We start from the raw sequence: 20324 nt of genomic DNA, 5'->3' as shown, positions 1-20324 counted from the left end.
ATCTGTCTGTCAGTGGACGATGCATGTCAGTCACAGCAGGACAAAAGCCACCCTACTGACAGTAAATCGGCACTGCCACCCGGGCTGAGATTTCTGGCTATCAGAGCCCGATCCATCTCTGCCATTGTCTGAATATCCCAGCCGTTATCCAGTAATCGCTGTGCATATCGTTGCACATATTGCAGCCCCGACAGCCCCCCGCGCGACACCAGATTACTGTCGGGGTTGACGGCCATGATACGTAGCAGCAGCGTATGCAGGTCACGGCGATCCCAGCCGACAGAGACGCGGCGCACCGTGGCAAAGCCGCTTTCCGCCTCGCCGCGTGCGCCGGTCAGTCCAAAGCGTTGAAACTGTTTTTCTCCCGCGGTTATCCATGTGTCGCGCCCAACAAGCTCACGGGTTACCAGTCCCTGGCAGATGTCACTGACTTCCTGGCAAAGATGTCGTGATGTTACCTGTTCAAGACGCCCGGCGGCAAAGCACAGCAGGCTGAGAGCAAAAATCCCCCCCTTATGGGTGTTTACCCCGCCGGTTGCACGGTACATTGCCTGTTCACATGCCAGCGCCATTGGACGTAACAGACACAGCTGTTCTGAGGCGGGACAGTTTACCTGTTCACCGCCCAGCTGGGTGAAACGGGAAAACCACGGAGCGATCGCGTCAATGCTGCGTGCCAACAGCGTGTAATCCATATCGCGGTGTGCGCCACTATTATGTGCATCGACCAATCCCGGTTTCGGCGTTAATGCCAGCTCCATCCTTAGCGCTTCTTCTGCAAGGTGGGGGACATTGACAGCGGGCCGCTCAGTCGCGGGCAAACCAGTCATCAATCATCTTATCCACGTGAGCAACCAGCTGTTCAGTGGCATGCCTGCGCGAGCGGGAACAGACATGGGCCGGGGCGTCACAGATCAGGCAGCGACGCAAATGTAAGCCAATGCGCTGCCGTCCGATATGGCCGGCCTGTGAGCAGATGACATCCAGATCCCACAGCCTGCCCAGCGGGTGCGACTGTTCAAGCGCAATACAGTGGGTTTTAATTTCCGCCGCAGGGTGTTGCACGCACCACATTGCCTCCGGTCCGGTTGGTAGCCACAGTAGCTGGCGATCCAGCACCAGCCAGCGATGTTCCCACAGTAGCTGATCGCACTGCTGTAGCGCGATCCCCATCAGATTACGATAACGGCTACTGTTTTTAATACCGCCCGGGGTGATCAGGGTCAGGGAGAGCACCGGTTGCTGATACTCAGCAAGCCAGTTGCTCTGACGGGCTGCGCGGTGCTCTTTTGCTGCCAGCCAGCTTTCCATGCTGATGGCGGTTTTGCACGGTGTTGCGGTCATCGTGCCAACTCCTTTACCTGGCGTACGGTATCGATGACGCTACCATCGCGGTAGCGGATGACGCCGACGATTTTATCCGTAAATTCAATAGGACGTGGTTCACCGCTTAATGATATTGCTCGCTGATAAAGCGCACCGATGTCGGTCACCTTCAGCCCGGCTTCGGTCAACCGCTGCCGCACTTCGGGACGCGCCGGGTTAACCGCAATGCCGTGGTCGGTCACCAGCACGTCAATACACTCGCCTGGCGTCAGTCGCGTAGTAACCTGCTTCACCACGGTGGGTATGCGACTGCGTAGCAATGGGGCGACCACAATGGTCAGGCTGGCCGCCGCTGCCACATCACAATGACCGCCTGATGCCCCGCGCATCACGCCGTCTGAACCCGTAATCACATTGACGTTAAAATCAACGTCGATCTCCAGTGCGCTGAGGATCACCACGTCCAGTTGATCGCAGCTGGCCGCTTTGCTTCCGGGGCTGGCATAAACGTTGGTGGAGATCTCCACATGATTCGGATTGCTCGCCAGCGAGGTGGCTGCTGTGGCATCAAAGCTTTGCGTGTCAAGCAGCTTTTCTATCAGCCCCTGTTCATGTAACGCCACCAGGCTTCCGGTAATGCCACCCAGCGCAAAACGTGCTTTAACACCGCAACGCGCCATTTTTTCTCCCAGAAAACGGGTACAGGCGGTTGCCGCTGCCCCGGAGCCGGTCTGCAGGGAAAAACCCTGCCGGAAGTAGCCAGAGTGTTCGATCACCTCGGCGGCGCACCGGGCGATCATCAGCTCACGTGGGTTATTGGTGACACGTGCCGCCCCCACGCTGATCCTCGCCGGATCGCCGACGCGCGGCACATGCACAATACAGTCAACCTGATCCTGTACCAGGCTGGCAGGTGTGTTGGGGAAGGGCACAAGCTGTGCGGTCAGTACCACCACTTTGCGTGCAAAGTGGGCATCAACCATTGCATAACCAAGTGAGCCACAGCAGGATGTGCCATGCGTGCCGTTGGCGTTTCCGAATTCGTCGCTACAGGACACGCCGAGAAACGCCACGTCAATATTCAGTTCACCATCCTGTAACAGTTTGACGCGACCGCCGTGCGAGTGGATCTGTACCGGTTCTGCCATCAGTCCATGGGAGATGGCTTCAGCCAGTTTGCCGCGCATCCCCGACGTGTAAATCCGGCTGATTACGCCATTTTCAATATGTCTGATAAGCGCGTCGTTACAGCCCATGAGCGAACTGGACGCCAGCGTCAGGTTTTTGAAACCCCTCTCCGCCAGCGTGTCGATCACGCGATTGATAATTTCGTCGCCTTCGCGAAAAGCATGGTGAAACGAAATGGTCATGCCGTCCTGCAGGCCACAGAAGGCTACCGCCTGTTCGAGCGTATCGCACAGTTTGCGGCGGCGTTTTGTTTTTGCGTCGGCCAGCCAGGGGGTGCTGCTCAGTGCGTGGTCAAATGGCTCCAGCTCCCGCAGGTGGGGGAACTGGGCATGAAGAAGTTCTGTCTGATTCATAAGTCATCCTTGCTGACGTAAGCCAGAAGCCGCCGCACGTTGCAGCACCTTTTGCGCGTGGTTAATGATCGGGGCATCGATCATTTTGCCATTAAGCGAAACCACACCCAGCCCGTTGCGTTCTCCCTCTTCTGCCGCTTCAATAACCTGTCTGGCGTAATCCACCTCCTGTCGGGTAGGCGCATAAGCATTATGCAGCAGATCGATTTGGCGGGGATTAATCAGTGATTTGCCGTTGAAGCCCATTTTGCGGATCAGGTCAACCTCACGCAGGAATCCTGCCTCGTCGTTAACGTCTGACCACACCGCATCGAAAGCATCAATACCGGCGGCACGGGCAGCGTGCAGTACCGCGCAACGGGCATAGAAGAGTTCTGTGCCATCACCGCGTTCAGTTTGCATATCCATAACATAATCAAAAGCGGCCAGCGCGATACCAATCAGTCGTGGAGAGCTGTGGGCAATTGCCACGGCGTTAATCACGCCGACGGCAGATTCAATAGCCGCCATCAGCCGGGTGGAGCCGGGTTCACGCCCACATTCCCGTTCAATGCGTGCCAGGTGGCTTTCCAGTTCATGGATATCTTCCGGCCTGTCAGTTTTTGGCAGGCGCACCACATCCACCCCGGCACGGACGACTGCCTCCAGATCCTTAAGGCCGAATGGGGTATTCAGCGGGTTAATGCGTACTACGGTTTCAGTCTGCTGATACATCGGGTGCTGAAGCGCATGCCAGACCAGCAGTCGGGCACTGTCTTTCTCGCGCAACGACACCGCGTCTTCCAGATCAAACATGATCGCATCAGGGCGGTAAATAAAGGCGGTGGAAAGCATGGCCGCATTTGATCCCGGCAGGAACAGCATACTGCGACGAAGTTGACTCATTGCAGTTTCTCCCAGTGGATGGTTTGCTCATCGCTCGCGCGGAGCAGGGCGCTTTGCAGGCGGGCACGAATCACACAGTCCAGCGCACCTTTATCGTCAATGATAATTAACCCACGGTGGACCTCCATAGCGCGTAATGTCTCTTCCACAACCCGACGGATCTGCTCGCCAAATTGCCTGATGACGTCACTGTGGATGACAATCTCCAGCCCGTCTTCAGCGGGGGCGATTTTTACCATCAGGTCACTGGATTCAAGCGTTCCGGCCAGCGCCTCTCTGACAATTTTCATATTCATTTCCTGACAGTTATGCCACTTGTGCATGGTAATGTGCCTCGATCCAGGCAAAAGTGGACTGCGGGACGTACTCCCGTATAAGGCAAAACTGTTGTGCCCGTAGCAAGCGGCGCACTTCCGAAGCGGAAATCGCCCTGCCCGATGTTTCGATGCGGGGGATCTCCACGACCCTGAGAAGGTCACCGCATAATCTGTGCAACGTCTGGTTGTAGTGTCTGGTCAGGTTGCAAAAGGGTTCCGAGCCGACAAAGCGATGCGTAATACCCAGCGCTGGGGCAATGTAATCGCGGAATATCAGCGTATCGATTTCACTCCATGCCTGGTCCACCTGGCCGCTGGCCTTGAGAAAGTAGGCGGGAAAAGTCGCGCGGGAAATAATGTAAGGTGAACCTTCATGCACGATAATATTTGGCAGATGTGCCACACCGGCTCGCACCATTTCCAGACGGGCGTGAAATGGAAAATACGAGGCGTCCTCGCGTACCACGAAGAGATGCAGCCAGTCACACTGTTTCGCAGCCTGTTCAGCCAGATACAGGTGGCCCAGAGTGAAAGGGTTGGCATTCATAACAATGGCGGCGATCTGTGTGCCAGCCTTGCGCAGGCTCTGCAGTGAACGGCAATAGCGTGCAATACCCTGGGATGTGTTTTCCATCAACACGGCGTCGTCGCCACCGCGTGCGATGGGCCAGAAGCCATTGTGCGCAAAGCGTGCTTCGTGACAGGGGCGTGTGCAGAGAAAAAGGTGGAAATGATCGCGAGCAATCGCCACATTTTCCACCTCTGTCAGCAAACGGGCGCTGAGGTTCACCCCGCGTAGTGCCGGATCCACCGCTACACATTTGATCACATTGGCTACCAGCCCGGCACAGCCGACCAGCTTCGGGCCGCACCATGCCTCAACAAACAAGGTGATATCCCGATCAAGCCCCAAATCACTGTCGGCCAGGAATGTACGGATTTTTTCTACTCTTTCAGGGTGTTTCGCCACATCCGTCAGGCGAAAATCGATACCAGTTTGCGTGTACATAGTGCTGTTGCTCAGTGTGAGGCCGTTAGTGTGGTTGCCGGTGCTTCCCTGATCACATTGCTGAGATGACCGATATGCTTAATCTCTACCTCAATGCGATCGCCTTCCTGCATAAACAGCGGAGGATTGCGCTTTTTACCCACACCGCCCGGTGAGCCGGTAATGATCACATCGCCAGGGGGTGAAGGTGATGATGTACTCAATCAGTTCCGCTACCTTGTGGCTTATGCGACTGGTGTTATCCTCCTGCACTTTGTGGCCATTGAGCCATGTTCTGATGGCAAGCCGGTGCGGGTCAGGAATTTCATCGGCGATGGTCATCCAGAGGCCAAATGCGCCGGTTTGTCGCCGGTTTTCCCCCGCCGAAAACCAGCTGTGTTGCCAGTCACGGGCGATGTCGCCGCACAGCATAGGGAAGAAGATGCCTGAAAAGCCCTGAATCAGCACGGTGCGGTTCATACTCATAATGTTGCCGACAATAATGCAGCAGATATAACCATATAAAATGTTTGTGGATGTGTAGAAGGAGGTGGTGGACGCTACTACCGTATCGGGCAGCAGGCCGTAATAAACCATCGCAGAGGGAATAAACGTGGCACAGATTGCCGCCGCGCCAGGCTTACCGACCAGCGGCAGACGTTTGCCAAACTCACCGCAGGCAAAGCCAAAGAAAGCCAGCGTGGCGATCATTACCACGATATCGCTCGGTAGTCCTCCCAGGCAGTCAATGGTAATCAGCACACCTGCCAACACAAACAGCGGCAGAGGGATAATGCCTACTTTCCACGTATCCATAATATGCCACCAGCGCGCTTTGAACGATGGGCGTATAATATCGTTCGGGTCGAGAGTAACAGTAAAATTATTGTCAGTTGTACTCATAATTAAGTCACAGGGTTATTTTTCTTTCGTAGGGTAAAGTGCCAGGTGATGACTTAACGTAAGGGTGCGCATATTAAATGAGAAGCTTTAATGGTGGCTATGGGTTTAATGATTTATTTTATTTTATGTGAGTCGCGTCTGAACTATTCCTCATGGTTTTAATGGTTTTTATTATATATTAAACAAATAAACAACATTAATTTTATGTTTTTATTAATTAATTTTATATAACGCAGTAATGTTGCGTAAAAGATCACAAGTTTCTGGTGGGGCAGGTGGTCTGGTGTAAAAAGATGATATATTACCTGTACATGGATAAATATTTTACGTGATAAAAATGAAATTATCATTCCAGATAAAACTGTTTTTTTCTCTGGTTATTTTTTTTCTCGGTGCTGTTTGCCCTGTTAGGCGGATATTATTATGCTGATGTTAGCAGACAGCTCTATCAGGAGATGAGTGTCAGGGCCAAAATTCAGGCTGAAGAAATTGCGCTTATTCCTGTTCTGAGGAAGGACGTTGCTAAAAAGGATATTCAGGCAATCAGGGATTTTATGCGAAAAATCGTTGTTCACAGCGATGCCAGCTTTATCGTTGTGGGTGATAACACCGGTTTACATCTGTTTCATTCAGCGTTTGCAAACCGGGTTGGTACCACCCTGGTGGGGGGGGATAATGAGGAGGTGCTGAAGGGGAAAAGCATTACCACTATCCGTGAGGGCGGATTGGGCATCTCACTTCGCAGTAAAGCCCCCATTTTTAACGATGACAATGAGGTCATCGGCCTTGTCTCGGTGGGGTATCTTACCCGCCATCTTGATACAATTACCGCCAGCAAAGTGGTTAACATCCTGATTGCGGCGGTTTTGCTGCTGATGGCGCTGTTCGTTTTCTCGTGGTTTTTCACCCGCAGCATTAAGAAGCAGATTTTCTCACTGGAGCCGCGAGAAATCGGTTTGCTGGCCCGTCAGCAGAAAGCAATTATGGAATCAATTTATGAAGGCGTGATTGCCCTCGATGCCGACCTGCGTATTGAGGTGATCAACCATGCCGCGCGCAAGCTACTGGGGCTGGAGCAACCTGACATCCAACTTCGTGGGCAACCGATCGACCGGGTTATCGCACCGGTTCCTTTTCTGCTGCTCTCCGCCATGCTGGAAAAAGACACACACGATGAAATGTGTCGTTTCAATCAGCTCACGGTGATTGCCAGCCGTGTCAGGATCATGCTGGAAACGTCGTTGCAGGGCTGGGTGATTACCTTCCGTGACCGCAATGAGATCGATTCACTTAACGCCCAGCTCAGTCAGGTAAAACGCTATGTGGATAATCTGCGGATCATGCGTCATGAACAGTTGAACCGCATGGCCACCCTTTCCGGGTTATTGCATATGGGCCGTTATGAGGAAGCAACGGATTATATTCAGGCACACTCTGAACATGCTCAGGAACTGCTGGATTTTATCTCTTCACGCTTTTGTTCACCGATGTTGTGCGGTCTGCTGTTAGGGAAAGCCGCCCGCGCCAGTGAAAAAGACGTCGTGCTGAATTTTGATCCCGGCTGCGGGATGAACCGCCCTTTTGTTCCCCTTGCGGAAGGAGAGCTGATCTCGATTATTGGTAATCTGCTGGATAACGCGATTGAGGCGACGCAGCGTGCGTCGTTACCCCATGCGCCGGTTGAGGTTCTGATTAAGCTGAGTGAGCGTGAGTTGATCGTTGAAGTGGCTGACCAGGGCGTTGGCATAACATCGGAGATCCGCGAGCGTATCTTTGAACGTGGTGTCACCACGAAAACTCAGGGCGATCATGGTATTGGGCTTTACCTGATTGAAAGCTATGTCATGCAGATGGGCGGCACGATTGAAGTGGCTGATAACACGCCACGCGGTGCCATTTTCACCCTGTTCATTCCTCTCGCGGAAACGGCAAGGTGTTCCACACCGGAAATGGAAAATATTCTTTATGCAACATGAAACGATCGATGTGCTGATTGTTGAGGATGAGAATAAGTTGGCACAGCTGCATGCAGAATTGATCGGCAGGCATCCGCGTCTCAGGCTGATAGGTACCGCATCGTCGCTTGCCAGGGCACAGGCGCTGCTGGCGGATAAACAACCGCGGTTGATGCTGCTGGATAACTACCTGCCGGATGGCAAAGGCATTGCGCTTATTGGCGATCCGCTGTTGGCGGCGGCTAACTGCTCGGTAATTTTTATTACTGCCGCCAGTGATATGGATACCTGTAGCCACGCAATTCGTCATGGTGCATTTGACTATATTCTTAAACCTGTTTCCTGGAAACGACTTGAGCAGTCGCTGTCGCGGTTTCTGCTGTTCAACGATCAGCAGCGGGCGTGGAAAATTGTCGATCAGCAAAATGTCGATTCACTTTATCAGTTGCAGGCGAAAAACTATCGCCAGGAGAGTGGCGCAAGGGGGATAGAAGAAAATACCCTGACGCGGATTCAGGCGCTGTTTAACGACAATACCTGTCACTGTTTTTCGGTGGATGAGGTGATGATGGCAACAGGGCTGAGCAAGACCACCATAAGACGTTATCTGGAACACGGTGTGGAAGTGGGTTTTTTAAGCGTAGAAATGCGGTATGGCAAGATTGGCCACCCTCGAAGGATGTACAGGCGAAGTGCTGCGGTGCCTCACGGCTGAAGCATAAAAGCGGCCATCCCTTACCCCAGTACTAAGCGGTATGTTTTCCGACAATGTTAAACTCAATAACAAATGTCGCAGACGGTGGGTCTGCTGGCGACCTCGCAGCGGGTTTGCCAATCATGCTGTGCCCCGCCGTAAATAAGTTGTGCTATTTCCTGCACGATCCGGCACAGACCCCACAGTGGTGCCAGGCCAGCATCGCCAGTGCGATATCCCCAGGCGGTGACAACGTATCCCTATGGATCTGCATTGCCTTTACCCGCGACATACTGACCTCAGGCAGTTGGACCAGCAGCCTGTGCATCACCAGAAGAATGCGGTCATCATTTATACTGTGGTAAGGTTGTGGCTCAGTGGTGGCATTTTTTGTGGATTTTCGGGTCATAGCCTTACCGATCTGCGTTATTTTCACCATTTTCCCCTGAATAGCTTTGTCGGTGTTTCAACAAAGCGGCAGGCCGAATGGCAAAATTAAATCCCTCAGTTTTGCACCGGGCCGTCGTTTCCGGGTCACTTGCGCTAAGGGCGGCTGATGATCAGTCCTAATGAAGTCACGGTCACTTTGCCGCCGGGATAACTGATACCGCTGAACAGAATATGCTGGTTCTGGAGGTAGCCCAGCGTGTTGGCAATAAGCAGATCATTACTTTTTTCCGGCACTGAGACAGATTTATAGCCGTACCATATGCCCTGAGGCGTTACTTTTTTCAGCTTCATATGAATAATGATTTGCATCCGGTTATCATCCGGGTCAGACAGTTTCATCACCACGGTATTTTGCCTGATATCAACGTGAGGATTATAAATTTCACTGTTTTTAGACAGTAAATCGTAATAACCCAGTTGAAGATTAAAGTTATTGATATTTTCACTGAGCAGCATGGACTGTTTCATCCCCGGAACCAACAGGTCCATCAGCAGTGCCGATCCGGTGATTATTAACGTCAGTGCCATCAGGCCGATTGATGCAGTTTGCCATTTCATTAATTTTTCGCTCTGTTTCTCGGTAGATCAGGGTGTTGAGTTGCCCGGTATTACTGCGAAACTGGGCAATATTCATTGCCAGCTGACGATGATCGCAGGCATTGCCGATCACCAGCGTATATTTCAGCGTGGTGCTGGTAGTGGAGTAGAAGACCTGCATTGTTATGCCTTTAACGGCCAGCATCTCATTCAGCGCAAAAAAGGTGTTGCTCATGATGCCAGTAATATCTTCATTGATCGTTTGCCCGTCATTAACCTGGGTCAGCGCAAAAATCCGTATCTGGCTGTATAGCTGAAATTCCTGCTCTGTCAGGCTATCGCGGGCCTTTCCTGAATCGCCAGGCGACAGGAATCCCACCACCAGTACCAGCAGGATAGTCTGGGCCAGGCACATCCAACGCCAGAAACGTTTATGTTTTTCCTGAGGAGGCTGAGTCAGTGGCGGGTGCTCTCTTCGTGACTCCTCATTCCATGTTTCACCGACATCAGGCCGTGTGGGAGCGCCTCGGTGATGGGTAGGAACGTGGGTGGCTGCATCGTCTCTGCTTTGCTGTTGCTGAACGGTACAAAATTCGGCTTCGATGATGTAGCCCTTCTTGGGAATGGTTTTAATAATGCGCTGTTGCTTACCATCATCTTCCAACGCCACGCGAAGCGCATGAATCGCATTTGGCAGGCTGTTGTTACCGATGACCCGGCGTTCCCACACCAGCGTGTTCAGCTCGTCACGGGTCAGGATCTGTCCGGCATGCTGTACGAGAACCATCAGCAGTTTAAATTGATATTCTCCCAGACGACGTTGTTCGCCGGTTTGCTGATGAATTAATGAGCCTGAGGCAATATCAATTAGCCAGTGGTGAATGACACAGCGTGAGCTCATGGCACGAACAACCGCATTTCAGTCCGGGAACGACAGGATAGCAATATTTTTTTCGGATAAGCGTTATCTTTTGACATATACAGTCGGTAATTTATCACTGGTGTCATACTGTTTATCCTTTCTCTTGTCATTTTTTAACTTGACGGTGATGCTGGGAATCGATGGCGTTATTTATTTTTTTTGCAATCATTGTAGCGATTTTAATTACATTGTCCTGATTATATTTTATATATTTTGGCGATATATTCAGTAATATAACGCCAGCTATAATAAGAGTATTATTGGTTTTTATATTTCAATTTTGTTATTTATTTGGCCTTGCGGTGTTGGTATATGTTGGGGTGTTTTTGTTTAACAATGGCACTGATAAAAAGTGAGTGCCATTCGGCCCGATAAATAATGCTTTTCTCGCTTCTCGCCCGCAGTATTGTGAATATTTCAACCTACAGGCAGAGGTTACGGCGATGCACTTCGTCACCGCGACGGTCCGCATTCACTGCCTGTCCACTGAAATTATGGTGTCGATCCTGCTTGAGCACGATGTTTTTCCTTCCTCTGACACTTTCTTTCCGTACTGACGGAAGCAATATTTCCGCTATAAAAATACAACCATTTGAATATTAATAGTTTTAAATTCTGGCATGACCATTGCTATTGAAAGGATATAGCCTGAAGCCGCCACAACGTAATCAAAGGTGAACGAACGGTGGCCCGGCCGGGCTTTTGAGCGAAACAACCTTTAGCACTGTGTACCAAAGGTATAATACTTACAATGGCTTACCTAATGAAAATAAAAGTTTTTTTCCTCATTTTGTTACTGGTACTGGTTGGCGCTGTGGTTAATGCCGGGCTGGTAGTGATTGGCACACATTATGTCCGGCTTGTCGAACAGGGATATAACGCCTCTCCACTGGCTTTTCTGTCAGCAACGCCAAAACGGCATATGTTGCAGTTTGTGGAGGTGAAAAACCTGGCGATGAACTTACGCGACGATCATGCCAGTGAACAGGCTGTGTTACTGGACCTGATATTCACTACACCTGATGACCTGCGTTCTCAGCGCACAGAAAATATGCTGCCAGTCATCAAAGGTATTACCGCCGATATTTTCAGTTCTCTGACATCCGACGAGTTACGCAGCATGAGTCTCACTGAGCTGCGTCAATTGATGATGGAAAAGTATCAGTCAGGCTTTGACGCCCTCAACGTGGTGATGCCCTTCACCGATCTCACTCTTTCAAAAATGGTCTTTAAGTAATGCTACAGCAGGAAGTGGTTAGTGAGTTGCCGGCACTCACTCCGGCGCAAGAGAGTCAATACATGCAGCAGTGGCTCCCTCTGGTAAAACGCATTGTTCGTCAACTGGCCCCGCAGGCCAACAGCATGATTGGCAGGGAAGATATTGAGCAGATCGCATTGATGGGCCTGCTGGAGTCCCTCCGCCGCTATGGCAAGCCTGACGAACAGTTCGCCGGTTATGCGGCCCAGCGCATCCGTGGTGCCGTGCTGGACCAGTTCCGCCAGCATGACTGGCGACCACGCAGCATGCGACAAAAAGCACACAAGATCAACGATGCGATTCGCATGATGTCGCGAAGTCTGGGACGTGAACCGACGCCGACAGAAATCTGCCAGCAACTGAAAATGAGCATGAAAGCTTATCAGGAATATCTGATGCTCGACAGTGCCAGCACCCTTGAGAGTCTTGACCTGCTACTGTCGGGAGAAGGGAAGGGCAGCGCTTTCGCCGGGCGGCGGTTGGAGGAGGAAATTGAAACACAGCGCACGCTGGTAAGGGCTATCGATTCACTGGACGATCGTGAAAAAGTCATTCTCAGTCTTTACTACAAACAGGATTTGAGCCTGAAAGAGATTGCGATGGTGCTGGATCTTACTCAGGCCAGGGTCTGTCAGCTGAACAAGCAGATTGCTGAGAAGATCAAGGCATTCTTTTAACGTGAAATGGTAAAACGGTTCAGGACCGAATGAGAGACGCTGTTATTTGCTGATCCACAGCAGTAAAGCGCCCTGGTCCTGCCTTTACCGCCGTGATGATTATGCGTCTTCTTCAAGGGGAGTTGATTTGACTTAAGTTGCGTTAAATTAATGCGTTATGTGATCGAACCCTGACCAAAGGATTGCATCCTGGCCCGCAGGTGCCACAATTAATTAAACAATTTCTTCAAATCTGCTATCAGCTAACAGGAGACACTGTATGCTACATCATACCGGTAGTTTGCTCACCATGATGTCTTTTGCGGCGGGTAGTTTTGCAGCCGGGACGTCAACCAATCCGCAATATATGACCTTCCAACCGGTCAATGGCCTCCCGAACAGTCCGCTGCCTTTGATCATCTATCCTCAGGTGGTGTCGGAAGAAGAAGAAGATATCGCCTGCTATTTCGAAGATCTCTTCGCCCGCCATCAATGGCTGCCGCGCTGGCGCTATCCGATCTATCCTTATACGCATTATCATCCAAATGCTCATGAGCTGTTGGGGATCAGTGCGGGATGGGCACAGGTTCTGTTCGGCGGGGAAACGGGACGCGCTGTAACGCTGAACGTCGGCGATGCGGTGCTTATTCCGGCCGGTGTCGGTCATCAGCAGCTTGCCTCCAGCGAGGATTTTTTTGCCGTCGGTGCCTACCCGCGTGGCGTGCAGCCGGAAACACGCCGTGACGAACAGGAATGGTTTGAGCAATCTGTCATAGAGATTGCTCGCGTGCCAATGCCGCTGCATGACCCGATTACCGGAGGGGAAGGCGCGGTCACTGAAATCTGGCACCCCTTGCAGCAACTCTGAATCTTCCCGCACCGTGATGGTGCGCATCCACATGCTTTTCAGGGATAGCATCTGCTCTGCAACGTCCATGGACGGTTGCATCGTCGGTGCGTCAGCCGCTTTCTGAGTGGTTCGCGGACTGGCATGCTTTGTGCAAAATCCTGCTGAGTTCACCGACAGCAAAAGGGAAATCATGAATCAAGGCTATCAATCAGCTTCACCCTTTTACGATGAAATGTTGCTGGGCGATGGTCAGTATCGTCCGCACTATCGTGATTACTGGCACTGGCTGAAACAGGCCGATCAGCAGGCAATTGCGCGCAAGCAGGACGAGGCAGAACTGCTGTTTCACCGCGTTGGGATAACCTTTAATGTCTACGGACAGGATGGCGGCGCAGAGCGGCTAATCCCGTTTGACAGCGTGCCGCGCATTATCCCAGCCGGTGAGTGGGCGCATCTGGACAAAGGCATTCGCCAGCGGGTACAGGCCCTTAATGCGTTCCTGTACGATATTTATCATCAGCAGCACATTCTGAAGGCGAATATTATCCCGGCGGAGCAGGTGCTGGTGAACGATCAATACCAGCCCTGTATGCAGGGACTGAGTCTGCATCGTGATATCTACGCGCATATCTGTGGTGTGGACATGGTCCGTAACAGCGATGGCGAATATTACGTGCTGGAGGACAACCTGCGTACCCCATCCGGCGTCTCTTATATGCTGGAGAACCGCAAGATGATGATGCGACTTTACCCGGAGCTGTTTGTTCAGCAGCGCATCGCGCCGGTAGAGCGTTATCCGTCACATCTGCTTAAAACATTGCAGGAAAGCTCCCCGGTGAACGATCCGGTTGTGGTGGTGCTGACGCCGGGGCGCTTCAACAGCGCCTATTTTGAGCACAGCTTCCTGGCGCAACAGATGGGCGTGGAGCTGGTAGAGAGCGCCGATCTTTTTGTGAAGGGGGGTGCCGTTGTGATGCGGACCACGGCCGGGCCGTGCAAAGTGGATGTTATCTACCGGCGGGTGGATGACGCTTTCCTTGATCCGCTGGCTTTTCGGGCTGATTCGATGCTTGGCGTGCCGGGATTGCTGTCGGTCTATCGTGCCGGAAACGTGGTGCTGGCCAATGCCATTGGCACCGGCGTGGCGGATGATAAATCCATCTATCCCTATGTGCCGGATATGATTAAATTTTACCTAGATGAAGCCCCGATCCTGAATAATGTCCCGACCTGGCAATGCCGCCGCCCGAATGAACTCTCCTGGGTGCTGGCCAATCTGCCGAAGCTGGTGGTGAAAGAGGTCCACGGTGCCGGTGGCTACGGTATGTTGATTGGCCCGGTTGCCAGCCAGAAAGAGCTGGAGGCGTTTCGTAACCTGCTGCTCGCCAGACCAGAAAACTACATTGCACAGCACACCCTGGCACTCTCCACCTGTCCGACCTTTGTTGACCAGGGGCTGGCACCCCGGCATATCGATCTGCGTCCTTTCGCCCTCAGTGGCGCGGAAATTCGTTTGGTGCCAGGAGGGTTGACACGGGTTGCGCTGACGGAAGGTTCACTGGTGGTGAACTCATCGCAGGGCGGCGGGACCAAAGATACCTGGGTTCTGGAGGATGACGCATGTTAAGTCGCACGGCCAGTGGCCTGTACTGGATGGCGCGTTATCTGGAGCGTGCCGAAAATATTGCCCGTGTGCTCGATGTCACGCACCGGATGTCGTTGATGCAGGTTCGCAGCCACTCCGATGATGAGCTGCGGGTGCCGCTGAATCTGACGTCCACCTCCGAACTGTTCTGGACGCTGAATGACCGGCTGACGATGCCGCAACTGTTCTCCTTTTTTGTACTGGACGACCGCAATCCGGGCAGCATTTTCTGCTGCTGGGAGTCCGCCTGGAATAACGCACATGCAGTGCGGGGCAGCCTCTCCTCGGAGGTGTGGGAAAGTATTAATTCCAGCTGGATTGAACTACGCAAGCTGCGTCGAAAGGGCGTAAACAGTAGCGGTGCCGATGCTTTTTTTGACTGGGTAAAAGAGCGGTCACACCTGTTTCGTGGCGCGATGTTTGGCACCCTGATGCGCGGTGATGCCATGAGCTTTATTCGACTGGGGACGCTGCTGGAGCGGGCTGACTGTACGGCAAGATTACTGGATGTGACCTGCTATCTCAGCGAACAGGATGACGACTCCGTGCGGGAATACTATCGCCTTGATACGCTGCTGCGTTCGGTCTCTGCCCGCGAAGCCTATCACACCATTTACCGGCATGAGCTGGCCAGTGATAGCGTCAACGAAATGCTTCTCCTGCGGGAAGAAAGCCCACGATCGCTGCGATCCTGCCTTGAAGAAATAGACAATCAGCTTGATCTGATTGGTGGCAGCGGTGAAAACCGTCCACGCCAGTTAGTTACCGTGCTTCATGCTGAACTGCGTTTTACCTGCTATGACACCCTGGTCAGCGAAGGTCTGCACCGCTGGCTGGAGAATTTTCTTACCAGTCTGAATCAGATTGCCAGCAGCATTCAACAGACTTATCTGGAGGCTAAATGAAACTGGATATTGTCCATAAGACCTGCTTCAGCTATCAGAATCAGGTGAAACAGAGCACCCAGTACCTGCGTCTGACGCCACAGGACTCGATCCACCAGCACATTCTGTCATGGGAACTGCGGCTGCCTGCCCAGGCAGTTTGCACCACCGATACCTGGGGTAATGTGCTGCACGTCCTGACGCTGGATACGCCGCATCAGTCAATCGAAATTGAGGCACGTGGCGTGGTGGAGATCCTTGATGAGGGGGAAATGATGCCTGACCCTGACACGATATTATCGCCGCTGGTGTTTCGGCGCTTCACCCGGCTAACCCAGCCCGACCAGGCGATCCGCGACTTTGCCCAGCGTTACTTTCGCGCTGAAGCACCGCTGCTCAGCCTTGAACGGTTGATGGGGGAACTGTTGCTGAAAATGCCCTGGCAGCCGGGCAGCACTACGGTGACCGATACGGCAGCAAAAGTGTTTGCCGCCGGAACCGGGGTTTGCCAGGATCATAGCCATGTGTTTCTCGCCTGTTGCCGTAGCCTGAATATTCCTGCTCGCTATGTTAGTGGATATCTTTACACTGATGCCGTGGAGCATGTGGCGACCCATGCCTGGGTGGAAGCCTGGGTGGATGGCAGCTGGCACAGCTTTGACATTACCAACAATACGCGTAGCACCCGGCAGCATCTGAAGCTGGCTGTTGGCGTGGATTATATGGATGCCTGTCCGGTCAGAGGCGTGCGGCTGGGAGGCGGAAGTGAAGATATGCTGGCGGTGGCTACGGTACAACAGATCCATTTGCAGCAGTAAATTGAATCGGGCTAACTATGACCTACTGTGTGGCAATGCGCTTATCATCAGGGATGATTTTCGTTTCCGACTCGCGAACCAATGCGGGCGTTGACCATATTTCGTCATTTCGCAAACTGCATGTTTTCCAGCAGGATGACGAGCGAACGCTGGTGCTGCAAAGCGCGGGCAATCTGGCAACGACGCAAAGCGCATTGAGCCTGCTGCGACGAAGCTGTGAAGGCGCTGAAAAGCCCAACCTGATGAGCGGTAGCAGCATGTATGATGTTGCCCTGTTGGTGGGGGAAACGCTACGCGAAGTGATCAAGCGGGACGGCGAGGAATTTGGCGGTACGCTGATGCTTGGTGGGCAGATCAAAGGCGAGGAGCCACGACTGTTCCAAATTTACCCGCAGGGCAATTTTATTGAAGCCAGCACCGATACACCCTATTTTCAGATTGGTGAGAGCAAATACGGCAAGCCAATTATCGATCGGGTGCTGCGTTTCGACACTCCGCTGGATCAGGCGATGCAGTGTGCGTTGATCTCAATGGATTCGACGTTGGCCAGTAATATCTCGGTTGGGCTACCGCTGGACGTGATGATGTATCACAGTGATACGTTCAGTGCTGCCCAGCAGTATCATCTGACCGATAAGCACCCCTATTTTTCACAAATTCGTCAGTTATGGAGTGCCGGATTACTCAGCGTCTTTGCCCGCCTGCCGCCACTGGAGCTGGATGAGTAATGGGGTTAATCATAAACAAAAAGATACCGGCAGGGTGCCGGTATCAAAAAAAACGTCAAATAATGAAAACACTACAGGTCCACTTAAGATACTAATTAAGAATCATTTTTCTTCCATGCGTTTAATCTTAAATATTTCTAATTAATACCTGCATATCTTCCGCATTTGTGAAATGAGTCACAATCTCATCAACGCAGAGTAAGCATATCGCAAACACACTCCCCTGTTGTACCGATCCTCGGTCATTAGCCCTGTTGTTGCCGGTGCCGGGCGTCTGGTTTCTATTGGTTTGATTTTATTAACAAAAATGACCATCATGCGTGCCAGTGTAGTGGATCGCTGGCTTAGGCAAAACCACCGCTCTTAACCGCTGGTGACAGCCAGTGGCCGCTTAAGCGGCAAATTTGCCGCTCATCAATTTATTCTCCCGGCTGAGTTAAAAATTCGTCAACATGGCATCTGGTCTGGATCGGTAACCGCGCCTGAATAACGCTTCTTTACCGACTGGCCGGACAGAACCGCTTTATTGTCTTTCCTCTGACATCAGGCATGACGCTCTATGAACAATAAAAAAATACTCAGGCACCTTCCGTGGGCCATTATCGGCATTATCGGCGCTTTCTGTCTGGCAACGGTGGCGTTGCGCCGTGGTGAGCACGTCAGCGCGTTGTGGATTGTGGTTGCGTCTGTTTCGGTCTATCTCGTCGCTTATCGCTATTACAGCCTCTATATTGCGCAAAAAGTAATGCGGCTGGATGCCACGCGTGCTACCCCGGCAGTGCTCAATAACGATGGTCTTAACTATGTACCGACCAACAGGTTCGTGTTATTTGGTCACCATTTCGCTGCGATAGCCGGTGCAGGGCCGCTGGTGGGGCCGGTGCTGGCGGCACAAATGGGATATCTTCCCGGCGTGCTCTGGCTGCTGGCCGGGGTGGTGGTGGCCGGCGCGGTACAGGATTTTATGGTGTTATTTATCTCTTCCCGCCGTAACGGAGCTTCGCTCGGTGAAATGGTAAAAGAAGAGATGGGGCCTGTGCCGGGAACCATCGCCCTGTTTGGCTGCTTTATTATTATGATTATTATTCTCGCGGTGCTGGCCTTAATCGTGGTGAAAGCGCTGGCTGAAAGTCCCTGGGGCGTGTTTACCGTCTGTTCCACGGTGCCCATTGCGCTGTTTATGGGTATTTATATGCGCTTTATCCGGCCGGGTCGGGTGGGCGAAGTCTCTGTTATCGGTATCGTCCTGCTGCTGGTATCCATCTGGTTTGGCGGCGTGATTGCCCACGATCCTTACTGGGGACCGGCGCTGACCTTCAAAGACACCACCATTACCTTTACGCTGATTGGCTATGCGTTTGTTTCCGCGCTGCTACCGGTCTGGCTGATCCTTGCCCCGCGTGATTATCTGGCGACCTTCCTGAAAATTGGGGTGATTATTGGACTGGCGGTAGGGATTATTATCCTTAACCCTGACCTGAAAATGCCCGCGCTGACCCAGTACATCGACGGCACCGGCCCATTGTGGAAAGGGGCCTTATTCCCGTTTCTGTTTATCACCATCGCCTGTGGTGCGGTGTCCGGTTTCCATGCGCTGATTGCCTCCGGCACCACGCCAAAATTGCTGGCGCTGGAAACCGAAGCGCGCTTTATTGGTTACGGTGCCATGCTTATGGAATCGTTCGTGGCGGTGATGGCGCTGGTGGCGGCAGCCATTATTGAACCCGGTCTCTATTTTGCCATGAACACACCGCCTGCCGGACTGGGGATCACCATGCCTAACCTGCATGAACTGGGAGGGGCCAACGCACCTGCTATTATGGCCCAGTTGCACGAGGTCACCGCTCACGCGGCGGCAACCATCAGCGCCTGGGGCTTTGTGATTTCACCAGAACAAATCATGCAAACAGCCAGTGATATTGGTGAACCATCGGTGCTGAACCGGGCGGGCGGCGCACCAACGCTGGCGGTAGGCATTGCGATGGTGTTCAATAAAATTATACCGGTAGCGGATATGGGCTTCTGGTATCACTTCGGGATCCTGTTTGAAGCGCTGTTCATCCTGACCGCACTGGATGCGGGCACCCGTTCCGGTCGTTTTATGTTGCAGGATCTGCTGGGCAACTTTGTGCCTTTCCTGAAAAAGAGTGACTCGCTGGTGGCGGGGATCGTTGGTACGGCGGGATGCGTTGGCCTGTGGGGATATCTGCTCTATCAGGGCGTGGTGGATCCGCTGGGTGGCGTCAAAAGCCTGTGGCCGTTATTTGGTATTTCCAACCAGATGCTGGCGGCGGTTGCGCTGGTGCTGGTGACGGTGATCCTGATTAAAATGAAGCGTACCCGTTATATCTGGGTAACGGTGATCCCGGCATGTTGGCTGCTGATTTGCACCAGCTGGGCGCTGGCGGTGAAGCTGTTCAGCAGCAGGCCAGAAATGGAAGGCTTTTTTTATATGGCAGCTGAATATAAAGCCCGAATAGCGGCCGGTAGCGGGGGGCTGAACGCACAACAGATTGCCAATATGAATCATATTGTGATCAACAACTACACCAACGCGGCATTGAGCATTCTGTTCCTTGTGGTGGTTTACAGCATTATTTTTTACGGTATTCGTTGCGCCATCAGGGCCCGTGGTTCAGCAGAGCGTACCGACAAAGAAACGCCTTATGTCGCTATCCCGAAAGAAGGTGTAAAGGTTTCTTCCGGTCATTAAAACATTGTCGGCCCCGCTCTGGCGGGGCGGTTCACTCAGGAAAGCTTATGTTTGTTCATCTGGGTAAAATACGTAAATATGCCGGGCAGGCGGCGAGGATGTTGGTCGGTATCCCCGATTACGAAACTTACGTGCAGCATATGCAAACCCATCATCCCGATCGGCCGGTGATGACTTATAAGGCATTTTTCCGTGAACGGCAGCAGGCTCGCTATGGCGGTAATGGCAAGGGTGGAATGCGCTGCTGCTGAATC

Annotated in this window: 19 protein-coding genes and 3 pseudogenes; 11 read left to right on the top strand and 11 right to left on the bottom strand. The window is 52.5% G+C overall.

The window, feature by feature from the left end; genetic code table 11:
* Positions 1 to 26 precede the first annotated feature (26 nt).
* From EB241_RS09515 to EB241_RS21100, 8 genes and pseudogenes are all read right to left on the bottom strand, one after another.
* Positions 27 to 830 carry a triphosphoribosyl-dephospho-CoA synthase gene (locus tag EB241_RS09515; RefSeq protein ID WP_124232948.1) on the bottom strand — a complete coding sequence of 268 codons (804 nt, stop codon included), beginning with the start codon at positions 828 to 830 and terminating at the stop codon, positions 27 to 29.
* Positions 808 to 1344: a citrate lyase holo-[acyl-carrier protein] synthase gene (gene citX / locus EB241_RS09510; protein WP_124232947.1), complete on the bottom strand. Its 537-nt coding sequence runs from the start codon at positions 1342 to 1344 to the stop codon at positions 808 to 810. The genes EB241_RS09515 and citX overlap by 23 nt, the downstream gene beginning before the upstream one ends.
* Complete coding sequence (citF, locus tag EB241_RS09505) at positions 1341 to 2867, bottom strand: citrate lyase subunit alpha (RefSeq protein WP_124232946.1); 1527 nt, start codon at positions 2865 to 2867, stop codon at positions 1341 to 1343. Before citF ends, citX begins: the two co-directional genes overlap by 4 nt.
* A gap of 3 nt (positions 2868 to 2870) precedes the next feature.
* Positions 2871 to 3752 carry a citrate (pro-3S)-lyase subunit beta gene (citE, locus tag EB241_RS09500; RefSeq protein WP_124232945.1) on the bottom strand — a complete coding sequence of 294 codons (882 nt, stop codon included), beginning with the start codon at positions 3750 to 3752 and terminating at the stop codon, positions 2871 to 2873.
* Positions 3749 to 4042 carry a citrate lyase acyl carrier protein gene (gene citD / locus EB241_RS09495; protein WP_124232944.1) on the bottom strand — a complete coding sequence of 98 codons (294 nt, stop codon included), beginning with the start codon at positions 4040 to 4042 and terminating at the stop codon, positions 3749 to 3751. Before citD ends, citE begins: the two co-directional genes overlap by 4 nt.
* Before the next feature lie 16 nt (positions 4043 to 4058).
* Positions 4059 to 5078 (bottom strand): [citrate (pro-3S)-lyase] ligase, encoded by a 1020-nt coding sequence (gene citC / locus EB241_RS09490; protein WP_124232943.1) that lies wholly within the window; start codon positions 5076 to 5078, stop codon positions 4059 to 4061.
* An 11-nt stretch (positions 5079 to 5089) separates the two neighbouring features.
* Positions 5090 to 5411: pseudogene (locus EB241_RS21105) on the bottom strand (fumarylacetoacetate hydrolase family protein); the annotation flags it as partial.
* A 60-nt stretch (positions 5412 to 5471) separates the two neighbouring features.
* Positions 5472 to 5960 (bottom strand): annotated as a pseudogene (locus EB241_RS21100) (2-hydroxycarboxylate transporter family protein); the annotation flags it as partial.
* 337 nt (positions 5961 to 6297) lie between these two features.
* Between EB241_RS21100 and EB241_RS09480 the strand changes: the two are divergent.
* Together EB241_RS09480 and EB241_RS09475 are read left to right on the top strand one after the other, a co-directional pair.
* Positions 6298 to 7936 (top strand): annotated as a pseudogene (locus EB241_RS09480) (ATP-binding protein).
* Positions 7926 to 8630, top strand: coding sequence for a response regulator (locus tag EB241_RS09475; protein WP_124232942.1), 705 nt, complete (start codon positions 7926 to 7928; stop codon positions 8628 to 8630). The pseudogene EB241_RS09480 and the gene EB241_RS09475 overlap by 11 nt, the downstream one beginning before the upstream one ends.
* A gap of 151 nt (positions 8631 to 8781) precedes the next feature.
* Here EB241_RS09475 and EB241_RS09470 read toward each other — a convergent pair whose 3' ends face one another.
* The 3 genes from EB241_RS09470 to EB241_RS09460 form a co-directional block, all read right to left on the bottom strand.
* The gene (locus EB241_RS09470) at positions 8782 to 9048 is read right to left on the bottom strand and encodes a hypothetical protein (protein ID WP_124232941.1); all 267 of its coding nucleotides are present in this window, start codon (positions 9046 to 9048) and stop codon (positions 8782 to 8784) included.
* Positions 9049 to 9152: 104 nt separating this feature from the next.
* On the bottom strand, positions 9153 to 9527 hold the full coding sequence (locus EB241_RS09465) for a hypothetical protein (RefSeq protein WP_124232940.1): 375 nt from the start codon (positions 9525 to 9527) through the stop codon (positions 9153 to 9155).
* The gene (locus EB241_RS09460; RefSeq protein ID WP_124232939.1) at positions 9502 to 10497 is read right to left on the bottom strand and encodes a winged helix-turn-helix domain-containing protein; all 996 of its coding nucleotides are present in this window, start codon (positions 10495 to 10497) and stop codon (positions 9502 to 9504) included. Before EB241_RS09460 ends, EB241_RS09465 begins: the two co-directional genes overlap by 26 nt.
* A 784-nt stretch (positions 10498 to 11281) precedes the next feature.
* Between EB241_RS09460 and EB241_RS09455 the strand changes: the two genes are divergently transcribed.
* From EB241_RS09455 to EB241_RS09415, 9 genes are all read left to right on the top strand, one after another.
* The gene (locus EB241_RS09455; protein ID WP_124232938.1) at positions 11282 to 11755 is read left to right on the top strand and encodes a hypothetical protein; all 474 of its coding nucleotides are present in this window, start codon (positions 11282 to 11284) and stop codon (positions 11753 to 11755) included.
* Positions 11755 to 12453, top strand: coding sequence for a FliA/WhiG family RNA polymerase sigma factor (locus tag EB241_RS09450; protein WP_124232937.1), 699 nt, complete (start codon positions 11755 to 11757; stop codon positions 12451 to 12453). The genes EB241_RS09455 and EB241_RS09450 overlap by 1 nt, the downstream gene beginning before the upstream one ends.
* A 259-nt stretch (positions 12454 to 12712) precedes the next feature.
* Entirely contained in the window at positions 12713 to 13300 is a 588-nt protein-coding gene (locus EB241_RS09445) for a cupin domain-containing protein (RefSeq protein ID WP_124232936.1), read from the top strand.
* A 172-nt stretch (positions 13301 to 13472) separates the two neighbouring features.
* On the top strand, positions 13473 to 14909 hold the full coding sequence (locus tag EB241_RS09440) for a circularly permuted type 2 ATP-grasp protein (RefSeq protein WP_124232935.1): 1437 nt from the start codon (positions 13473 to 13475) through the stop codon (positions 14907 to 14909).
* Positions 14903 to 15832 carry an alpha-E domain-containing protein gene (locus EB241_RS09435; protein WP_124232934.1) on the top strand — a complete coding sequence of 310 codons (930 nt, stop codon included), beginning with the start codon at positions 14903 to 14905 and terminating at the stop codon, positions 15830 to 15832. Before EB241_RS09440 ends, EB241_RS09435 begins: the two co-directional genes overlap by 7 nt.
* Positions 15829 to 16629, top strand: a complete 801-nt coding sequence (locus EB241_RS09430; RefSeq protein ID WP_124232933.1) for a transglutaminase family protein — start codon at positions 15829 to 15831, stop codon at positions 16627 to 16629. Before EB241_RS09435 ends, EB241_RS09430 begins: the two co-directional genes overlap by 4 nt.
* A gap of 17 nt (positions 16630 to 16646) precedes the next feature.
* Positions 16647 to 17357, top strand: a complete 711-nt coding sequence (locus tag EB241_RS09425) for a proteasome-type protease (protein WP_124232932.1) — start codon at positions 16647 to 16649, stop codon at positions 17355 to 17357.
* A 559-nt stretch (positions 17358 to 17916) separates the two neighbouring features.
* On the top strand, positions 17917 to 20070 hold the full coding sequence (locus tag EB241_RS09420; RefSeq protein ID WP_124232931.1) for a carbon starvation CstA family protein: 2154 nt from the start codon (positions 17917 to 17919) through the stop codon (positions 20068 to 20070).
* A gap of 47 nt (positions 20071 to 20117) precedes the next feature.
* A complete protein-coding gene (locus EB241_RS09415; RefSeq protein ID WP_124232930.1) occupies positions 20118 to 20321 on the top strand; it encodes a YbdD/YjiX family protein in 204 nt (67 codons plus the stop codon).
* The last annotated feature ends 3 nt before the right edge of the window (positions 20322 to 20324 follow it).

Origin of the sequence: Erwinia psidii, from assembly GCF_003846135.1 — a bacterium.
Taxonomy (GTDB): Bacteria; Pseudomonadota; Gammaproteobacteria; order Enterobacterales; family Enterobacteriaceae; genus Erwinia; species Erwinia psidii.
This window is presented reverse-complemented; position numbering and strand designations above follow the sequence as displayed.